This window comes from Piscinibacter defluvii, from assembly GCF_004011805.1.
In the GTDB taxonomy this organism is placed as follows: Bacteria; Pseudomonadota; Gammaproteobacteria; order Burkholderiales; family Burkholderiaceae_C; genus Piscinibacter; species Piscinibacter defluvii.
This window is the reverse complement of sequence record NZ_RCHJ01000026.1, coordinates 59,310-75,037: the sequence shown is the minus strand read 5'-3', so window position 1 is coordinate 75,037 and position 15,728 is coordinate 59,310. Positions and strand designations below refer to the sequence as shown.

Annotated in this window: 14 protein-coding genes; all 14 read right to left on the bottom strand. The window is 70.5% G+C overall.

The window, feature by feature from the left end:
- Nucleotides 1-22: 22 nt before the first annotated feature.
- The 14 genes from D9C15_RS28890 to D9C15_RS28825 all read right to left on the bottom strand — a co-directional run bounded on the left by D9C15_RS28890 (nt 23) and on the right by D9C15_RS28825 (nt 15,667).
- On the bottom strand, nt 23-766 hold the full coding sequence (locus D9C15_RS28890; protein WP_128002713.1) for an SDR family oxidoreductase: 744 nt from the start codon (nt 764-766) through the stop codon (nt 23-25).
- A gap of 24 nt (nt 767-790) precedes the next feature.
- Entirely contained in the window at nt 791-2,008 is a 1,218-nt protein-coding gene (locus D9C15_RS28885) for an ABC transporter permease subunit (protein ID WP_240668637.1), read from the bottom strand.
- Complete coding sequence (locus tag D9C15_RS28880) at nt 1,999-3,546, bottom strand: sugar ABC transporter ATP-binding protein (RefSeq protein ID WP_128002711.1); 1,548 nt, start codon at nt 3,544-3,546, stop codon at nt 1,999-2,001. Before D9C15_RS28880 ends, D9C15_RS28885 begins: the two co-directional genes overlap by 10 nt.
- Before the next feature lie 25 nt (nt 3,547-3,571).
- On the bottom strand, nt 3,572-4,537 hold the full coding sequence (locus tag D9C15_RS28875) for a sugar ABC transporter substrate-binding protein (protein ID WP_128002709.1): 966 nt from the start codon (nt 4,535-4,537) through the stop codon (nt 3,572-3,574).
- Nucleotides 4,538-4,793: 256 nt separating this feature from the next.
- Nucleotides 4,794-5,573, bottom strand: a complete 780-nt coding sequence (locus tag D9C15_RS28870; protein WP_128002707.1) for a glucose 1-dehydrogenase — start codon at nt 5,571-5,573, stop codon at nt 4,794-4,796.
- A 29-nt stretch (nt 5,574-5,602) separates the two neighbouring features.
- On the bottom strand, nt 5,603-6,208 hold the full coding sequence (locus D9C15_RS28865) for an SMP-30/gluconolactonase/LRE family protein (protein WP_128002705.1): 606 nt from the start codon (nt 6,206-6,208) through the stop codon (nt 5,603-5,605).
- Between the two features lie 13 nt (nt 6,209-6,221).
- On the bottom strand, nt 6,222-7,658 hold the full coding sequence (locus D9C15_RS28860; RefSeq protein ID WP_128002702.1) for an aldehyde dehydrogenase family protein: 1,437 nt from the start codon (nt 7,656-7,658) through the stop codon (nt 6,222-6,224).
- Between the two features lie 23 nt (nt 7,659-7,681).
- Nucleotides 7,682-8,503, bottom strand: a complete 822-nt coding sequence (locus D9C15_RS28855) for a sugar phosphate isomerase/epimerase family protein (RefSeq protein ID WP_128002700.1) — start codon at nt 8,501-8,503, stop codon at nt 7,682-7,684.
- An 8-nt stretch (nt 8,504-8,511) separates the two neighbouring features.
- Complete coding sequence (locus D9C15_RS28850; RefSeq protein ID WP_128002698.1) at nt 8,512-9,795, bottom strand: CaiB/BaiF CoA transferase family protein; 1,284 nt, start codon at nt 9,793-9,795, stop codon at nt 8,512-8,514.
- 97 nt (nt 9,796-9,892) lie between these two features.
- A complete protein-coding gene (locus D9C15_RS28845) occupies nt 9,893-10,924 on the bottom strand; it encodes a zinc-binding dehydrogenase (protein ID WP_128002696.1) in 1,032 nt (343 codons plus the stop codon).
- Between the two features lie 5 nt (nt 10,925-10,929).
- Nucleotides 10,930-12,423, bottom strand: coding sequence for an aldehyde dehydrogenase family protein (locus D9C15_RS28840; protein WP_240668636.1), 1,494 nt, complete (start codon nt 12,421-12,423; stop codon nt 10,930-10,932).
- Nucleotides 12,424-12,434: 11 nt separating this feature from the next.
- A complete protein-coding gene (locus D9C15_RS28835) occupies nt 12,435-13,175 on the bottom strand; it encodes an SDR family NAD(P)-dependent oxidoreductase (RefSeq protein ID WP_128002694.1) in 741 nt (246 codons plus the stop codon).
- Nucleotides 13,172-14,149, bottom strand: coding sequence for a tripartite tricarboxylate transporter substrate binding protein (locus D9C15_RS28830; RefSeq protein WP_128002692.1), 978 nt, complete (start codon nt 14,147-14,149; stop codon nt 13,172-13,174). The genes D9C15_RS28835 and D9C15_RS28830 overlap by 4 nt, the downstream gene beginning before the upstream one ends.
- A 30-nt stretch (nt 14,150-14,179) precedes the next feature.
- Entirely contained in the window at nt 14,180-15,667 is a 1,488-nt protein-coding gene (locus tag D9C15_RS28825) for an aldehyde dehydrogenase (RefSeq protein ID WP_128002690.1), read from the bottom strand.
- Between the last annotated feature and the right edge of the window lie 61 nt (nt 15,668-15,728).

Here is a 15,728-nt window from a genome sequence, read left to right as displayed (position 1 = left end):
GAGGCCTCCGCGGGCAGGCGGCTCACCAGCCGCCGTCGACCTGGATGTTCTGGCCGGTGATCAGGTCCGACTGCGAGGTGGAGAGGAACACCGCGAGGTTCGCGATGTCCACCGCCTCGATGCGCTTCTTCATGCTCTGGTTCTCGAGGATCCATCGGTGGTACTCCTCGCGCTTGTCGCCGCGGTCGCGGAACTCGGCCTCGGAGACCACCGCACCGGGCGAGATGCCGTTGACGTTGATGAAGTGTGCGCCGAGCTCGCGTGCCAGGCCCTTGATCAGGCCGTACAGCGCGCCCTTGGAGGCGATGTAGGGCACGTAGCCCTCCCAGCGGCCGGTGAGCGTCAGCGAGGTGACGTTGACGATCTTGCCGTACTTCTTCGCGATCATCGCCTTGCTGACGGCACGGGCGAGCACGAAGCAGGCCGTGGAGTTGACGCGCACCTGGTCCTCGTACTCCTCGATGCTGAACTTCTCGAAGGTCTTGAAGATGACCAGCGCCGCGTTGTTGACCAGCACGTCGATGCCGCCGACCTCGTCGGACAGCCGGCCGACGGCCACTTCCAGCTCGGCGAGCTTGTTCAGGTCGCAGGCAAAGTAGCGCACGCCCTTGGCGATCTTGTCCAGGGTGGCCTGCGCATCGGGTAGGCCGGGGCGGTCGAGCGCGATGATGCGGGCGCCCTCCTGCGCGTAGCGCGCCACCATCGCCTGGCCGATGGTGCCCAGGGCGCCGGTGATCAGCACGTTCTTGCCGTCGAGTTGAGCCATGTTCGTGTTCTCCTGGGAGGGGTGTCAGTGCGCCTTGCGCCCGCTGCCGCCGACGGTGTAGATGGCTGCCGCGATGACGATCACCGCGCCTTCGATCAGGCCCTGGTAGTTGGCGCCGAGGTTCAGCATGTTGAAGCCGTTGGTCAGCGTGAAGAGCAGCAGGGCGCCGGCCAGGGTCTTGACCACGCTGCCTGCACCGCCGAAGAGCGAGGTGCCGCCCAGGATGGCCGAGGCGATGACGGTCAGTTCCGCGCCCTGCAGCGCGGCCGGGTTGACCGAGCGCAGCCGGCTCGCGAACAGCACGCCGGCGAAGCCGGCCGCCGCGCTGCACAGGATGAAGGCGGCCATGCGGTAGCGATTGACGTTGATGCCCGACAGCCGCGCCGCCTCGGGGTTGCCGCCGACGGCGTAGACGCGCCGGCCGACGGTGGTGAAGCTGAGCACGAACCAGACGATGCTCGCGAAGATCACCATGTAGATCACCGACTTCGACACCGACAGCTCGGCCCCGCCGAACCAGCCCGCGGCCAGCGTACCCAGCCCGCCGACGCTCATGCCGATGGCAGCCGGCGACAACGCGCGGCCGTCGCGGCGCAGGCGCATGGCGCCCAGCACGCCGGCCACGAACAGCGCCGCGCCGATCACCAGCAGCGGTGTGCCCACCGCGATGCGCCCGGACTCGAAGGCCCGCATCGCGGCGATGACGTCGGTGTCCTCCACCGACAGCGAGCGGCCGTCGGTGTAGATCAGCACGATGCCGCGGATGGCCGTCAGGGTGCCGAGCGTGACGATGAAGGCGTTGATGCCGAGGTACTGCACGATCGAGCCGTTGAGCAGCCCGGCCAGCACCGCCGCCAGCATCGCGACGCCTGCGGCCGGCCAGAAGCCGAGCCGGTCGGCCAGGCCGATCAGCAGCACCGCTGCGAGCGCAGCCACCGACGCCACCGAGAGATCGAAGTTGCCGGTGATCAGGATCACGGTCATCGCGATCGCCATCACCGCCGTCAGCGAGGACTGGTGCAGCACGTTGGTGACGTTCTGCAGGCTCAGATAGTTCACCCGCCCGGTGTAGGCGCTGGCCACCGCGAGGATCAGCACCAGCAGCAGCAGCGCGTAGTACACGCCCATCTCGCGCAGGCCGAACAGGCGGCGCCAGTCGGGGCCGGCGCCCGCTGCCGCGGGCCGGGCACCGGGGGCGGCCGAGGTGCTCGTCGTGGGTAGTTGCTGGGTCATCAGTGCCATGGCCGTTCAGTCGATGCGGCGGCGGTCTGGGGGGTGAGCCCGCCGGCCAGCAGGATCAGTTCGTGCTCGGAGGTGTCGTCGAGCCGGCGCTCGGCCACACACCGTCCGTCACGCATCACGAGGATGCGCTCGCTCACCGCGAGCAGCTCCTCGAACTCGGAAGAGACGATCACCACCGCCATGCCGGCGGCGGAGAGTTCGCGCACCAGGCGCAGGATGTCGGTCTTGGCACCGATGTCGATGCCGGCGGTGGGCTCGTCCAGGAGCAGCACCTTCACGTTGCTGAACAGCCACTTGGCGATCGTCACCTTCTGCGCGTTGCCGCCGCTCAGCTCGGTCACCAGCGCGTCGGGCGACGGCGCCTTGATCTTCAGCCGGCGGATCGCCTCGGCGCCGCGGGCGTGCTCCAGCAGGCGCACCGGGAGCCAGCGCCGCCAGGAGATGTTCTCGAGCGCCGGCAGCGTCGTGTTGCGCCAGACCTCGAACAGCGGCACCAGGCCCTGGCGGTTGCGGTCTTCGGGCACCAGCGCGAGGCCGGCCTTCACTGCGGCGCCGGTGGAGCGCGCGATGGGTCGGCCGCCGACGACGACTTCGCCGCTGGCCTGCGGGTCGGCACCGAAGATCGCGTGCAGCAGCTCGCTGCGACCGGAGCCGAGCAGCCCGGCGATGCCCACCACCTCGCCGGCCGCGAGCGTCAGCGAGATCGGCGCCAGCTTGCCGGGCGAGGCCAGCTCGCGCAGCTCCAGCACCACGGGCGCATCGGCCGGATGCGGCGTCACCTCGGCGCGCTCCATCGCCACCAGCTGACGGCCGACGATGGCCTCGGCCAGGCGCGATTCGTCCATGTCGCAGGTCTGCGCGCGCAGCACCGCCTGGCCGTCGCGCAGGATGGTCAGGCAGTCGGTCAGCGCCATCACCTCGTCGAGGAAGTGCGAGACGAACAGGATCGCCTTGTTGTCCAGGCGCGAGAGTCGCCGCACCGTCGCATAGACGAGCTCGCGCTCGTCGCTGGCCAGCGAGGCGGTGGGCTCGTCCATCACGATCAGCTCGGCGCCGGTGCCCAGCGCCTGGAAGATCGACACCATCTGGCGCTGGCCGATCGACAGGTCGGCGACCAGCGTGTCCGGCTCGATCCGGCAGCCGACCCGCTCGCACAGCGCGTCGTAGCGGCTGCGGTACGACGTGTCGCGCCGCCAGGGTCCGTCATCGCCGAGGAACACGTTCTCGAGCACCGAGAGCGTCGGCACCAGCGGAATGTGCTGGTGGATCGTCGCGACGCCCATCACGTTGGCTTCCTTCGGCGACGACCACTGCACCGGCTGTCCCTTCCAGACGATCCGGCCGCCCGATGCGGGGAAGGCGCCGGAGAGGATCTTGATCAGGGTCGACTTGCCGGCGCCGTTGGCGCCGAGCAGGCCATGGACCTTGCCGCGCTCGATCGTCAGGTCGACGCCGCGCAGCGCGACGACGGCGCCGTTCAGGAAGGACTTCTTCAGCCCTTCCAGCCGCATCAGCGGGACCTGCTCGCTCGCTTCCATGGTGCCCGACTCCCGGCGCTGCAGATCACCACTCGGGTGGGCACTCGGCGAGGTTGGCCTTGGTGATGGCCGGCGTGTCGTAGGTGACGAACTGGCCCTTCTTGGTGTTCTTGCCGGTGGCGGCCTCGAACAACGCGCGGGCCGACAGGCGGCCGAGCGTGCCGGGCTTGGTGCAGACCGAGCCGTCGAACTCGCCGTTCCTGATCGCATCGTTGCCGAGCTTGGAGCCCCCGCCGGTGGACACCAGCTTGACCTTCGAGTTGGCGGCCTTGATGGCACGCGCGCAGCCCAGCGCCATGTCGTCGGCGTGGCTGAAGAACATGTCCAGCGCCGGGTTGGCCGTCATGACGTTCTGGCACACGGCTTCGCCCTTGGCAGGTGTCCAGTCGGTCGGCTGCGAGGCGACGATCTCGTACTTGACGCCCGCCGCGTCGAGCGCCTTGCGGAAGCCTTCGGTGCGCTGGCGCACGACCGCGAATCCGGGCGCACCCTCGACGATGCCGATCTTCGCCACCTTGCCCTTGGGCAGCAGCTTGGCGGCGAGTTCACCGGCGCGCTGGCCGGCCATCACGTCGTCGGTGACGACCAGGGCGGTCAGCTTCGGGTTGACCTGGCGGATCTTGTCGGGGTCGCCGATCACTGCCGCTGCGGCGACGAACGGGATCTTGACGTCGGCCAGGCGGTCGACCCAGTTGACGGCCACCACGGCGTCGGTCGCGATCATCGCGATGCCGTCGACCTTCTGGGCGATCAGGTCGTCGATGGCATTGCCCTGCCGTTCGACGTTGGCCCGCCCGTCGATCACGATGGCCTTGCAGCCGAGCTTCTGGCATTCCTCCTGGAACCCCTTGCCGAGCGCGGCGTCGTAGGGGTACTGCATGCTGTTGGCGATGTAGGCCAGGGTGATGTCCTTGGCCGCGGCGGCGCCGGCAGCGCAGACCAGCGCCGTGGCGCCGAGCGCCAGGCCGAGCTTGCTCGTGAGGGTCTTCATCGATGTCTCCTGCTCTCTGGATATGTGAACCGTTGGCTGTCGAAGGCCCGGCTCCGGTCGCCAACCCGCCGGAGGGGCCGTCTTCGTTCACGCGGGGCTGGGCGGTACCGGCAGGGACCTGCGTTCGCCGGGGCGACCGGTCCTCGTCTGTCTCCGTGTGCCTGCCTGTTCCTGCAGTGTCGAGTTCATTATTTGTCCCGCGGCCTGGTCAGGTCGAGTCGACTTTTCTGGGGTCCACGGTAAGCCGGAGCTACGCTCAGATCCCTGCCGTCTGCCCCCCGTCGACCACCATCGCGTGCCCGGTGACGAAGCCCGCCTCGGCACTGCACAGCCACAGCACGGTGGCCGCCACCTCCTCCGGCCGGCCCATGCGGCCGATCGGCTCCTGTGCGATCACGCGCGCCCGGCCTTCGGCCGTTCCCTGCGTGAAGCGCTCGATCATCTCGGTGTCGATGATCCCGGGGCACAGCGCATTGACGCGGATGTTCGAGTGCGCGTTCTCGAGCGCGGCGACCTTGCTGATCGCGGTGACCCCGAACTTCGCCGCACAGTAGGCGGACTGCCCGCGAATGGCCATCACGCCGGCGCCCGACGAGGTGTTGACGATCGCGCCGCCGCCGCTCTTGAGCATCAGCGGGATCTGGTGCTTCATGCACAGGAACACGCTGCGCAGGTTGACCCGGATCACGCGGTCCCATTCGTCTTCGGAGAGTTCGGCCAGCAGCGTCACCGGCTGCTCGGAGCCGGCGTTGTTGAAGGCCGCGTCGAGCCGGCCGAAGGCGGACCAGGCGCTCTCCAGCGCCGCGCCCACGTCCTCGCCACGGGTCACGTCGCAGCGCACCGGCAGCACGCGGCCGCCGAGCGCCTCGATGCGCCGCGCCGTGTCCTGCAGGCCGGCTTCGGCGATGTCGGCTGCCACCACGCTCGCGCCCTCGCGTGCGAACGCGAGCGCCGTCGAGCGGCCGATGCCGCTGCCGGCACCCGTGACGAATGCCACCTTGCCGGCGTAGCGCCGGCTTCCCTGAACCTCGGTCATCTGCGTCTCCTCTTCGCGCCCTTGCGCGGTCAATCGATCGAAACGGCGGTGCGCCGGCGGGCCGCACCGGGCACCGGCACCACGGCGGCATAGATCACCGCCAGGCGCCGGCCCGCGTCCATGTCGTCGACGCTGCCGGTGTAGGCGGTACAGAAGAGCGTGCGTCCGTTGTCGCCGCCCAGCGTGCAGGCAATGGCGTGGCGGGCGCAGGCGATGCGGTCGGTGATGCGTCCGCCGTCGACGACGCGCAGCACCTCGCCGGTGTTGAAGCAGGCCACCCAGACGCCACCCTCGGCATCGGCACAGAGGCCGCCCGGCTCCCGGCCGGGCAGCCGGGCAAAGCAGCGCGGCCGGGTGAGCCGACCATCCGGTGTACGTTCGAACGCCGTGACGCGGTGCGACCACATCTCGGCCACCACCAACGTGCGGCCACCGTGCAGCAGCACGGCATCGTCGGCGGGGTACGGCTCCGCGGCGTCGACGCTGTCGATGCAGCGCATCGAACCGCCGTCGTCGCAGAGCACGTGCCGCCGACGCTCCAACACGTCGCAGACCGACAGCTGCCCCGCGTGCCAGCGCGGAGCCTCCAGGAGCCAGTAGCCGTCCGCGACCTGGCGCGCCCGGTGCTCCCTCATGGCAATGGTCCGCTCAGCCGGCGTCGGTCGGCAGCGGGAAGCCGATCATCGCCTTGACCTCGAGGTACTCCTCGAGGCCGAACGGGCCCATCTCGCGGCCGTTGCCGGAGCGCTTGTAGCCGCCCATCGGTGCCATCGGGTTGCTCGGCACGCCGTTCAGGAAGACCCGGCCGGCGCGCAGGCGCCGGCCGACGGCCGTGCCGCGCGCCGCATCGCGCGTGAATACGTAGCCGCCCAGGCCATAGGGCGTGCCGTTGGCGATCGCCAGCGCTTCGTCCTCGGTGCGGTAGGCGAGCACGGCGATCACGGGGCCGAAGATCTCTTCCTGCGCGATGGTCATCGCCGGCGTGACATCGGCAAACACGGTCGGCCGAACATAGTAGCCCGTCGCCAGGCCCTCCGGCCGACCGAGGCCGCCGCAGACCAGGCGCGCACCTTCGTCGAGGCCGATACGGATGTAACGCTGCACGCGTTCGAACTGCGCCTGGTTCACCAGCGGCCCCATCGTCGTGGCCGGATCCAGCGGATCGCCCACGCGGACCCTGCTCACGGCGGCCGAGATCAGCCGCAGCACCTCGTCGACCTGCGACTCGTGCACCAGCATGCGCGTCGGCGCGTGGCAGGACTGGCCGGTATTGCTGAAGGCGCGCGTGACGTTCCACTCGGCCGCCAGCGCCAGGTCGGCATCGGGCAGCACGATGTTGGCGGACTTGCCGCCGAGCTCCAGCGCGACGCGCTTGATCGTCGCCGCCGCCGCCTCGCCGATCTGCACGCCGGCCCGCGTCGAACCGGTGAAGGAGATGCAGTCGACTTCGGGGTGCCGGCAGATCGCGTTGCCGACGGTCGGCCCGTCGCCATGGACCAGGTTGAACACGCCGGGCGGCACGCCGGCTTCATCGAGGATCTCGGTCACGAGATGCGCCGTCATCGGCGTGAACTCGCTCGGCTTGAGCACCATCGTGCAGCCGGCCGCCAGCGCGTAGGCGGCCTTGGTGGCAAGCAGCTGGGCCGGCCAGTTCCAGGCGGTGATCAGGCCGCAGACGCCGATGGCCTCGCGCCGCACGAGGTTGGGCCCGAGCACGTGCTCGAAGCGGTAGTCGCGCAGGGTGGCGTGGGCTGCCTTGAAGCCGTCGATCGCCGCGCCGGTCATGCCCTTGTTGCTGCACGGCGCACCCATCTCGCGCGTGATGGCGGCCAGCACCTCCGCCTCGCGCGCCTGGAAGCACTCGACGATGCGCTCGAGCAGCGCGAGCCGCTGCGCCACCGGCGTGTCGGCAAAGGCCGGGAAGGCGGCGCGCGCCGCCTTCACAGCGGCATCGACGTCCTCGACGCTGCCGGCGCGCAAGCTCGTGATCGGCTGCTCGGTCGCCGGGTTGACGAGTTCGAAGACCTGGCTGCCGCGGGGTTCGACCCAGCGGCCGCCGATGAAGCTCTTGCCGAAGTGGTTCATGAGAGTCGGAGGATGAACAGGAGTCAGGTCCAGCCCGCGGCTTCGAGCCGGCGGGCACTTTGGTCGATGGCCCGGTCGGGGTCGGGGTCGATGATTTCGAGCACCGGCCGGCGCTTGAAGCCGATCGATTGCAGCACTCCGGGAATCGCGGTGAAGTCCACCGTGCCGAGCCCGACCGCATCGTGCCGAAAGCTCGCCTGCGTGGTGTCCGACAGGTGCACCACCTGCAGCCGGCCGGCGCAACGCCGCAAGCCCGCGGCGGGATCTTCGTGCACAAAGTGGCCGTTGGCCACGTCGTAGACGATGCCGAGGTCCGGGTGAGCGCTGGCCTCCACCGCCTCGAGCAGCTCGGCCGCGCGCGGCAGGAAGGCAAACGGCATGTTCTCGACGAAGATCGCCGTGCCGTGGCGCGCGGCCAACGGCACGAGCTCGTCGAGCGCGGCGTGGAAGTGCGCCACCATCTGCTCGTGCGGCATCGGCAGCAGCGGGTTGGCCTTGCCCGGCCCGAGCACGACGCCCTGCGCGCCGATGTCGCCGGCCAGCACGACGAACCGGCGCAGCAGCCCGAGCGTCATCGCCCGCATCTCGGCGGTGGCAGCCGCGATGTTCAGGTCCACGTTCGGCATGTTGAGCGTGCGGATCGTCAGGCCCTCGCCCTCGGCCCAGGCACGCCAGTCGCGCCGCTGCGCCGCATCGACCTCGTCCGGCCACAGGTGGCCCGGGTACATCATCAGCTCGAACTCGCGGAAGCCGCGCCCGGCCAGCGCCTGCACGGCGGCCCGTGCGGAGCCGCGCAGGGTGTACGAGTAGGTGTTGACGGCGAAGGCCGCGTTGACCGGATGCATTGCCGCGCTCAGTCGAGCACCGTGGAGACGTCGCTTTGGTGCGCGCTCGGCTTCGCGGCCACGGGTTTCGGCGACCCGAAGGCGCCGGCGGTCACGAGGCGCTCGACCTGCCCGGGCGACAGCGCCAGATGCTCGCGCAGCAGCGTGTCGCGGTGCTCACCGAGGCGCGGCACGCGCAGCGCATGCGGCGGCGGCTCCATCCAGGCGGTGTTGGCCGGCAAGGTGAAGCTGCCGCCGAGGCCGTCGTCCACCTGCCAGAGCGCGCCGCGTTCGTGCAGGTAGGCGTTGGCGACGACTTCCTGCATGCTCAGGATCGAGGCCACCGGCACGTCGGCCTCGACCAGCCGGTCGACGATCTCCGCGCGGGTATGGGCCCGCGTGAAGGCCTCGGTGATCTCGTGCACCTCGCGCTGGCGCTTGGAGCGTTCCGCGTAGGTGGCGTAGCGCGGGTCGGTGCCGAGCTCCGGCGTGCCCATCGCGCCGCACAGGCGGCGCCAGAAGTCGTCGCGGTTGCAGCCCAGGTTGACCGCGCCGTCGGCCGCGGGAAACGCGCCGTACGGAATGCCGTGGAAGCTGTTCGAGCCGGTGAAGTCCGACCGGGCCCGGTCCTCGACCTGCACGCGTCCCATCGCCACCGAGACCATCGGCAGCATGCATTCGACGAGGCCCAGGTCGAGCAGCTTGCCCTGGCCGTGGCGCTCCTGGTTGCGCAGCGCGAGCAGGATGGCGGCATGCGCCGACACCGCCGCGGTGATGTCGCCGAGCGCGAAGCCGCACCACACCGGGTTGCCGGAATGGTCGCGCGTCAGGCCGGTGGCGCCGGACATGGCCTCGGCGACGATCGCGAGGCCCGCCCGGTCGGCGTACTCGCCCGCGTCGTCGATGCCGAAGCCGGAGATCGAGACCACGACCAGCCGCGGGTAGCGCTCGTGCAGCGCCTTCGGGTGCAGGCCGAGCCGCACCAGCGCCGCGGCACGCATGTTGGTGACGAACACGTCGGCCGTCTCGAGCAGCTTCGTCATCACGCCGGCGCCTTCGGCGTTTTTCAGGTCGAGCACGATGCTGTGCTTGCCCCGGTTCAGCGAGGCGTAGTAGGCCGTGACGTCGCCTTCGGGCGTGTGCCGTGCGGGCTCGCGGTGGCGCGTGAGCTCGCCGCCGGGCGGCTCGACCTTGATGACGGTGGCCCCTTCATCGGCCAGCATCTGGCAACAGTACGGTCCCGCGATCAGATGCGAGAGTTCGACGACCGTGATGCCGGCCAGCGGCGAGGGCGCGGAAGGGCTGCTGCTCATGGGATCGATTCTCCGGAGGGGTGGCGCGGGCGTCGAGTCGCCTTTTGTGCCTGGGTCGGTAAGTTGCGCTAACGGCAGTCGGCCGCTGCTGAGGAGTTCAGAAGAGGAACGCGGCCTTGCCGGTGGCCTGGCTGTCGAAGACCCGGTATGCCTCGTCGGCCTGGTCCAGGCGCCAGCGGTGGGTGAACAGGCGATCCAGGTCGAGCCCGCGTTCGACGGCGAACTCCGCGCAGCGCTGCTGCCCGATCGTCGACATCGTGTAGGAGGTCATCACCGTCACCTGCCGATCGAGCAGCGCGCGCATCTCGAGGCTCAGGGTCGCGCCGATGCCGACCATGCAGACGCGGCCCCACACCGCCACTGCGCCGAGCGCCGACGCCGCCGCGGCCGACGAGCCCGAGGTCTCGAGCAGCGCCTCGACGCCTTCGCCGCGGGTCAGCTCGCACAGTGCCTGCGCGGGGTCGACACGGCGCGGGTTGATCGTCGCCCAGGCGCCGAACTCGTTGGCACGCGAAAGCCGCTCGTCATCGATGTCGATCGCGACCACGCGGGCGCCCTGGGCCGCGGCGAGCAAGGTGGCCGAAAGGCCCACCGGCCCCTGGCCGAACACCGCGAGGGTCTCGTTGCCGCGCAGTTGGAGCCGCTCGAGCGCGCCCCAGGCCGTGCCGGTGCCGCAGGCGATGGCCGCACCCGCCTCGAAGCTCAGGCCGTCGTGCAGCGGCAGCAGTGTGGACGCCGGCACGCGCATGGAGGGCGCGTGCGCACCGTGCGCGTTGCCCGAGTAGACGATGCGATCGGCCGGCCGGCACAACTGCGGCCAGCCGCCGCGGCAATGGCGGCACACCGTGCAGCCGTGGTAGTGGTGCACCATCACCCGGTCACCCACGCGGGCCACCCGCGCCGGCACGTCCGGCCCCACGGCGGCGACGATGCCGGCCGGCTCGTGCCCGCCGATCACGCGCCGCTCGAGCGGCAGCGTGGGGTCGTGCGGCGCGCGGTAGGGGTGCAGGTCACTGCCGCACAGGCCCGAGGCCTTGATCTGCACGACCACCTCTCCGGGCCCGGGCACCGGGTCCGGCACGTCGACGAAGGCGAGCCGCCGGTCGCCGAGGAACACGAGTCCCTGCATGGCGCTCAGCCGGCGATGTTCATGTAGACGGCCTTGCGGTACAGGAAACTCTCGACGTGTTCGAGGCCACCCTTCCAGCCGTAGCCGCTCATCTTGCAGCCGCCGAAGCCCACCGCAGGATCGACCGCGCCGTAGCAGTTGACCCACACCACGCCGGCGCGAATGCCCTGCGACACTTGGTGCGCGGTGGCGAGATTGCGTGTCCACACGCCGCCACCGAGGCCGTACTCGGTGTCGTTGGCCATCTTCAGCACCTCGTCGACGGTGTCGAACGGGATCACCGAGATCACCGGGCCGAAGATCTCCTCGCGCGCGATCGTCATGCCCTGGTCCACGCCCGCGAAGACGGTGGGCTCGACGAAATACCCTCCGGCCAGTTCTCCGCCCAGGCGCCGCCCACCGGCCGCGAGCCGGGCGCCCTGCTCGCCGCCGAGCTTGACGTAGTGCATCACCCGGTCGAGCTGGCGCGAGGAGATCAGCGGCCCAAGGTCCACGCCGGGATCGAGCCCCTTGCCCACCTTGAGGCCGGCGCTGAAGCGCTGCAGCCGCTCGACGAACTCTTCCTGCACCGAGCGCTGCACGAACAGGCGCGTGCCGGAGTAGCAGATCTGCCCGCTGTTGGCGAACACGCCCATCGCCGCGCCGGGCACCGCCGCATCGAGGTCGGCATCCGCGAACACGATGTCGGGCGACTTGCCGCCGAGCTCGAGCTGCAGGCGCTTCAGGTTGCCGGCCGAGGCCTGCACGATGCGGCGGCCGGTCTCGGTGGAGCCGGTGAAGGAGATCTTGTCGACGCCGGGGTGGGCCGCCAGCGCCGCGCCGGCCTCGCTGCCGTAGCCGGTGACGATGTTGACCACACCGTCGGGCACGCCGGCCTCGGCGAGGATGTCCGCGAAGCGCAAGATCGAGAGCGAGGCGTCTTCCGCCGGCTTGATCACGCAGGTGCAGCCGGTGGCGAGCGCGGGACCGATCGTCCACCATTGCCCGCCCATCGGCCCGTTCCAGGGAATGATGCCGCCCACCACGCCGAGCGGCGCCTTGTGGTTCAGCGTCATCACGTTCCCGGGCAGCGAGTTGCTCGCGGTGGTCGTTGTCGCCGCGCCGGTGCAGGAGGCGAAGAAGCGGATCGCCTGCGAGATCCACTTGACGGTGTTGCGCGTGCGTGTGATCGGCGCGCCCATGTCCGTGGTCTCGATCGAGGCGAGCTCCTCGGCGTGTTTCAGCATCAGCTCGTCGATGCGCAGCAGCAGGCGCTGCCGCTCCAGCGGCGTCCAGCGGCTCCACGGGCCCTCGAAGGCAGCACGGGCGGCCACGACGGCGCGGTCCACGTCGGCCGCGGCACCACGCGCCAGGCGCGCGATCACCTGGCCACTGGCCGGATCGACGGTGTCGAACTCCTCACCCGCGGCGGCGGCGACCCAGCGCCCGCCGATGAAGAGCTGTTTCGAGCCGCCGAGGAAGGCGGGGCGGACGGGTGAGGGCACAGCAGGCGTGGACACGGATGAAGGCTTCAGTGGAAGGACCGGCCACCGTCGGCGGCCAGCGCCGCGCCGGTGACGTACGAGCCGTCGGCGCTGACGAGGAACAGGATGACCCGGGCGATCTCGTCCGGGTCGGCGATGCGCTTGAGCGCGTAGTTGCCGACATTGGCGCGGAAGCCTTCGGCCATCGGCGTGTCGACCATGCCGGGACAGACTGTGTTGACACGGATCGCCGGCGCGAGCTCGGCCGCCATCGCACGCGTCAGGTTGACCACGCCGCCCTTCGAGGCGGCGTAGGCCGTCAGGCCCGCGGCATTGGGCAGCAAGCCGGCCGCCGAGGCGATGTTGACGATCGCCGCGCCGCTCGCCTGCCGCAACCAGGGCAGGCAGCCGCGCGAGACCAGCCAGCAGCCCGTGAGGTTGACCTCGAGCACCTGGCGCCAGACCTCCAACGGCGTTGCCTCCATCGGCCCGATGCGCATGATGCCGGCGGCATTCACCACGCCGTCGATGCCGCCGAGTGCCGCGGCCGCACGCTGCGCCGCTGCGGCCACCGAGGCCTCGTTCGACACGTCGACCTCGATCGCGATGCCGCCGGTCTGCTGCGCGGTGTGCGCGAGGCCGGAAGCATCGCGGTCGAACAGTGCGAGCCGTGCGCCTTCGCGGGCGAACAGCAGCGCCGTCGCACGGCCGATGCCCGAGGCCGCACCGGTGACGACGACGCGCCGGCCCGCGAGCCGGCCGGGGGTGGAGGACGGTTCGGCGCTCATTCGACGGTGATCTTGTTGTCCACGATCACCTTCTTCCAGCGCGCCGCCTCGCCGTTGACGAAGGCCACGAGGGCCTCGCCGGTCTTGATGTCCTCCTGGTAGGCCAGCGGCTTCATCTTGGCGACGAATTCCGGGTCACGGACGGCTCGGGTGATGGCCTCGGCCAGCTTGGCGACGATCTCCGGCGGCGTGCCGGCCGGCGCGGCGAAGCCGTGCCACAACACGACGTTGAAGTCGGGCAGGCCCAGCTCCTTGAAGGTCGGCACGTCGGGCAGGCTCACTGCACGTTCCGGCGCGGCGACGGCCAGCACGCGCAGCTTGTCCTCGCCGCGCAGGGCCGCCACCTCCGAGACCGAGGCCGCCATCATCTGCGTGAAGCCGCCGATCAGCGACTGCAGGCCCTCCGGGTTGTTGCGGTAGGTCACGTGCACGCCCTTGCCGTTCAGCGCATTGAGCAGCCGCGTGCAGGTCAGGTGGCCCATGGTGCCGACGCCGCCGGAGGCGAAGGTCACGCCGTCGCCGCTGCGTGCCGCGGCGGCCAGTTCCTGCAGGTTGGTGATCTTCGGCGTGGTGTTGGCGGAGACGGCCAGCGCCACCGGGAAGCCGCCCACGCCCACCACCGGCGCGAAGCTGCTCAGCTTGTAGGGCAGCTTCTCGCGCAGCACGGTCTGGTTGATGCCCGCGCTGATCAGGCACAGCAAGGTGTAGCCGTCCGGCGCGGCGTTGGCCACCGCAGCACCGCCGATGGTGGTGGAGCCGCCGCCGCGGTTGTCCACGATCACGGCCTGGCCCCATTCCTTCGTCAGCCTGTCGGCGACGAAGCGGCTGATGATGTCGTCGGTGCCGCCGGCCTGGTTGCCGACGATGATCTTGATCACGTGCTGCGGGTAGGCGCCCTGCGCAAAGGCGGGGCCGCCCAGCGCGGCGGCCGCCAGCGCGGGCGCCGTCGCCAGGACCTTTCGGCGAGTGAGCATCGATTGTCTCCTTGGTTTCCTGGATGAATGTCAGCGCTGCACGAACGGATTGCCGGGCGCGCCGGCCGCCGTCGAGAACATCACGCTCTTGGTCTCGAGGTACTCGTCCACCGCCTCGATGCCGCCTTCGCGGCCCAGGCCGGATCGCTTCATGCCGCCCAGCGGCACGACGAAGCTGTAGGCACGGTATGTGTTGACCCACACCATGCCGGCGCGCAGCGCACGCGACATGCGCACGCCGCGGCCCAGGTCGCGTGTCCACACGCCGGCGGCCAGGCCGTAGACGATGTCGTTGCCCAGGCGCACGGCCTCGGCCTCGTCGTCGAAGCCGATGATCGAGAGCACCGGGCCGAACACCTCCTCCTGCGCGATGCGCATGCGGCTCGTCACGTCGGTGAACACGGTCGGCTGCACGAACATCCCGCCGGTCAGCCCGGGGCCTTCGGCCGGCCCGCCGCCGAGCAGGCAGCGCGCGCCCTCGGCGCGGGCCAGGCCGATGTAGTGCAGCACCTTCTCGTACTGCGGCGGCGTGGCGATCGGGCCGACCTGGGTGTCGGGCTGCAGCGGGTCACCGAGCCGCAGCCCGCGCGCCATCGCAAGCACCCGCTCGGTGAAGGCTTCCTTGATCGAGTTCTGCACCAGGAGGCGCGAGCCGGCAGTGCACATCTGCCCGGTCGCACCGAAGATGCCGGCGACGGCGCCGACACAGGCCTGCTCCAGGTCGGCGTCCTCGAAGACGATGTTGGGCGACTTGCCGCCGAGCTCCATCGAGACGCGCTTCATCGTGCGCGCCGCGGCCTCGTAGACCTTGGCGCCCGTCACGTCCGAGCCGGTGAAGGTGATCTTGGCGACGTCCGGGTGCGCCACCAGCGGCGTGCCGATCTCCGGGCCGAGGCCGGTGACGACGTTGATCACGCCGTCGGGCAGGCCGGCCTCCTTCGTGAGCGCGGCGAACTCGAGCGAGCTGACCGAGGCGAACTCCGAGGGCTTGAGCACCACCGTGCAGCCCGCGGCCAGCGCCGGCGCGCACTTGATCGTGAAGAAGTTCAGCGGCGAGTTCCAGGCCGTCAGCGCCACCACCACGCCGACCGGCTCGCGGTAGGTCAGCGCCAGCATGTCGGCCTTGTCGACCGGCAGCACCGCGCCCTCGATCTTGTCGGCCAGCCCGGCGAAGTAGTGCCAGTGCTGCGGCAGGTAGGCGAGCTGGCCGGCCATCTCGGCGATGATCTTGCCGTTGTCGCGCGACTCGATCTCGGCCAGGCGCTTCGCGTTCGCGCTCTCGGCCATCAGGTCGCCGATGCGGCGCAGGATGCGGCCGCGCTCGCTGGGCGTCATGCGGCTCCACGGCCCCTCGTGCATGGCCGCGTGGGCGGCTTGCACCGCACGCTGCGCATCGGCCGCGTCGCCGCGCGCGATGCGCGCCCAGGGTGTGCCCCGGTACGGATCGATCGAGTCGAGCCGTCGGCCGCTGGCCGGGGCGACGGGCGCACCGTCGATCCAATGGTCGTAGTTCTTCATGGTGTGAGAAGGCGTGGTCGGGCGCGCCCGGCCGAACAAATCTTCAGCGGCGGCCCATCAA

Excerpts from the sequence above, each read along its gene's own strand:
- D9C15_RS28890 (WP_128002713.1), bottom strand. The coding sequence starts at position 766 with ATGGCTCAACTCGACGGCAAGAACGTGCTGATCACCGGCGCCCTGGGC.
- D9C15_RS28885 (WP_240668637.1), bottom strand. The coding sequence starts at position 2,008 with ATGGCACTGATGACCCAGCAACTACCCACGACGAGCACCTCGGCCGCC.
- D9C15_RS28880 (WP_128002711.1), bottom strand. The coding sequence starts at position 3,546 with ATGGAAGCGAGCGAGCAGGTCCCGCTGATGCGGCTGGAAGGGCTGAAG.
- D9C15_RS28875 (WP_128002709.1), bottom strand. The coding sequence starts at position 4,537 with ATGAAGACCCTCACGAGCAAGCTCGGCCTGGCGCTCGGCGCCACGGCG.
- D9C15_RS28870 (WP_128002707.1), bottom strand. The coding sequence starts at position 5,573 with ATGACCGAGGTTCAGGGAAGCCGGCGCTACGCCGGCAAGGTGGCATTC.
- D9C15_RS28865 (WP_128002705.1), bottom strand. The coding sequence starts at position 6,208 with ATGAGGGAGCACCGGGCGCGCCAGGTCGCGGACGGCTACTGGCTCCTG.
- D9C15_RS28860 (WP_128002702.1), bottom strand. The coding sequence starts at position 7,658 with ATGAACCACTTCGGCAAGAGCTTCATCGGCGGCCGCTGGGTCGAACCC.
- D9C15_RS28855 (WP_128002700.1), bottom strand. The coding sequence starts at position 8,503 with ATGCATCCGGTCAACGCGGCCTTCGCCGTCAACACCTACTCGTACACC.
- D9C15_RS28850 (WP_128002698.1), bottom strand. The coding sequence starts at position 9,795 with ATGAGCAGCAGCCCTTCCGCGCCCTCGCCGCTGGCCGGCATCACGGTC.
- D9C15_RS28845 (WP_128002696.1), bottom strand. The coding sequence starts at position 10,924 with ATGCAGGGACTCGTGTTCCTCGGCGACCGGCGGCTCGCCTTCGTCGAC.
- D9C15_RS28835 (WP_128002694.1), bottom strand. The coding sequence starts at position 13,175 with ATGAGCGCCGAACCGTCCTCCACCCCCGGCCGGCTCGCGGGCCGGCGC.
- D9C15_RS28830 (WP_128002692.1), bottom strand. The coding sequence starts at position 14,149 with ATGCTCACTCGCCGAAAGGTCCTGGCGACGGCGCCCGCGCTGGCGGCC.
- D9C15_RS28825 (WP_128002690.1), bottom strand. The coding sequence starts at position 15,667 with ATGAAGAACTACGACCATTGGATCGACGGTGCGCCCGTCGCCCCGGCC.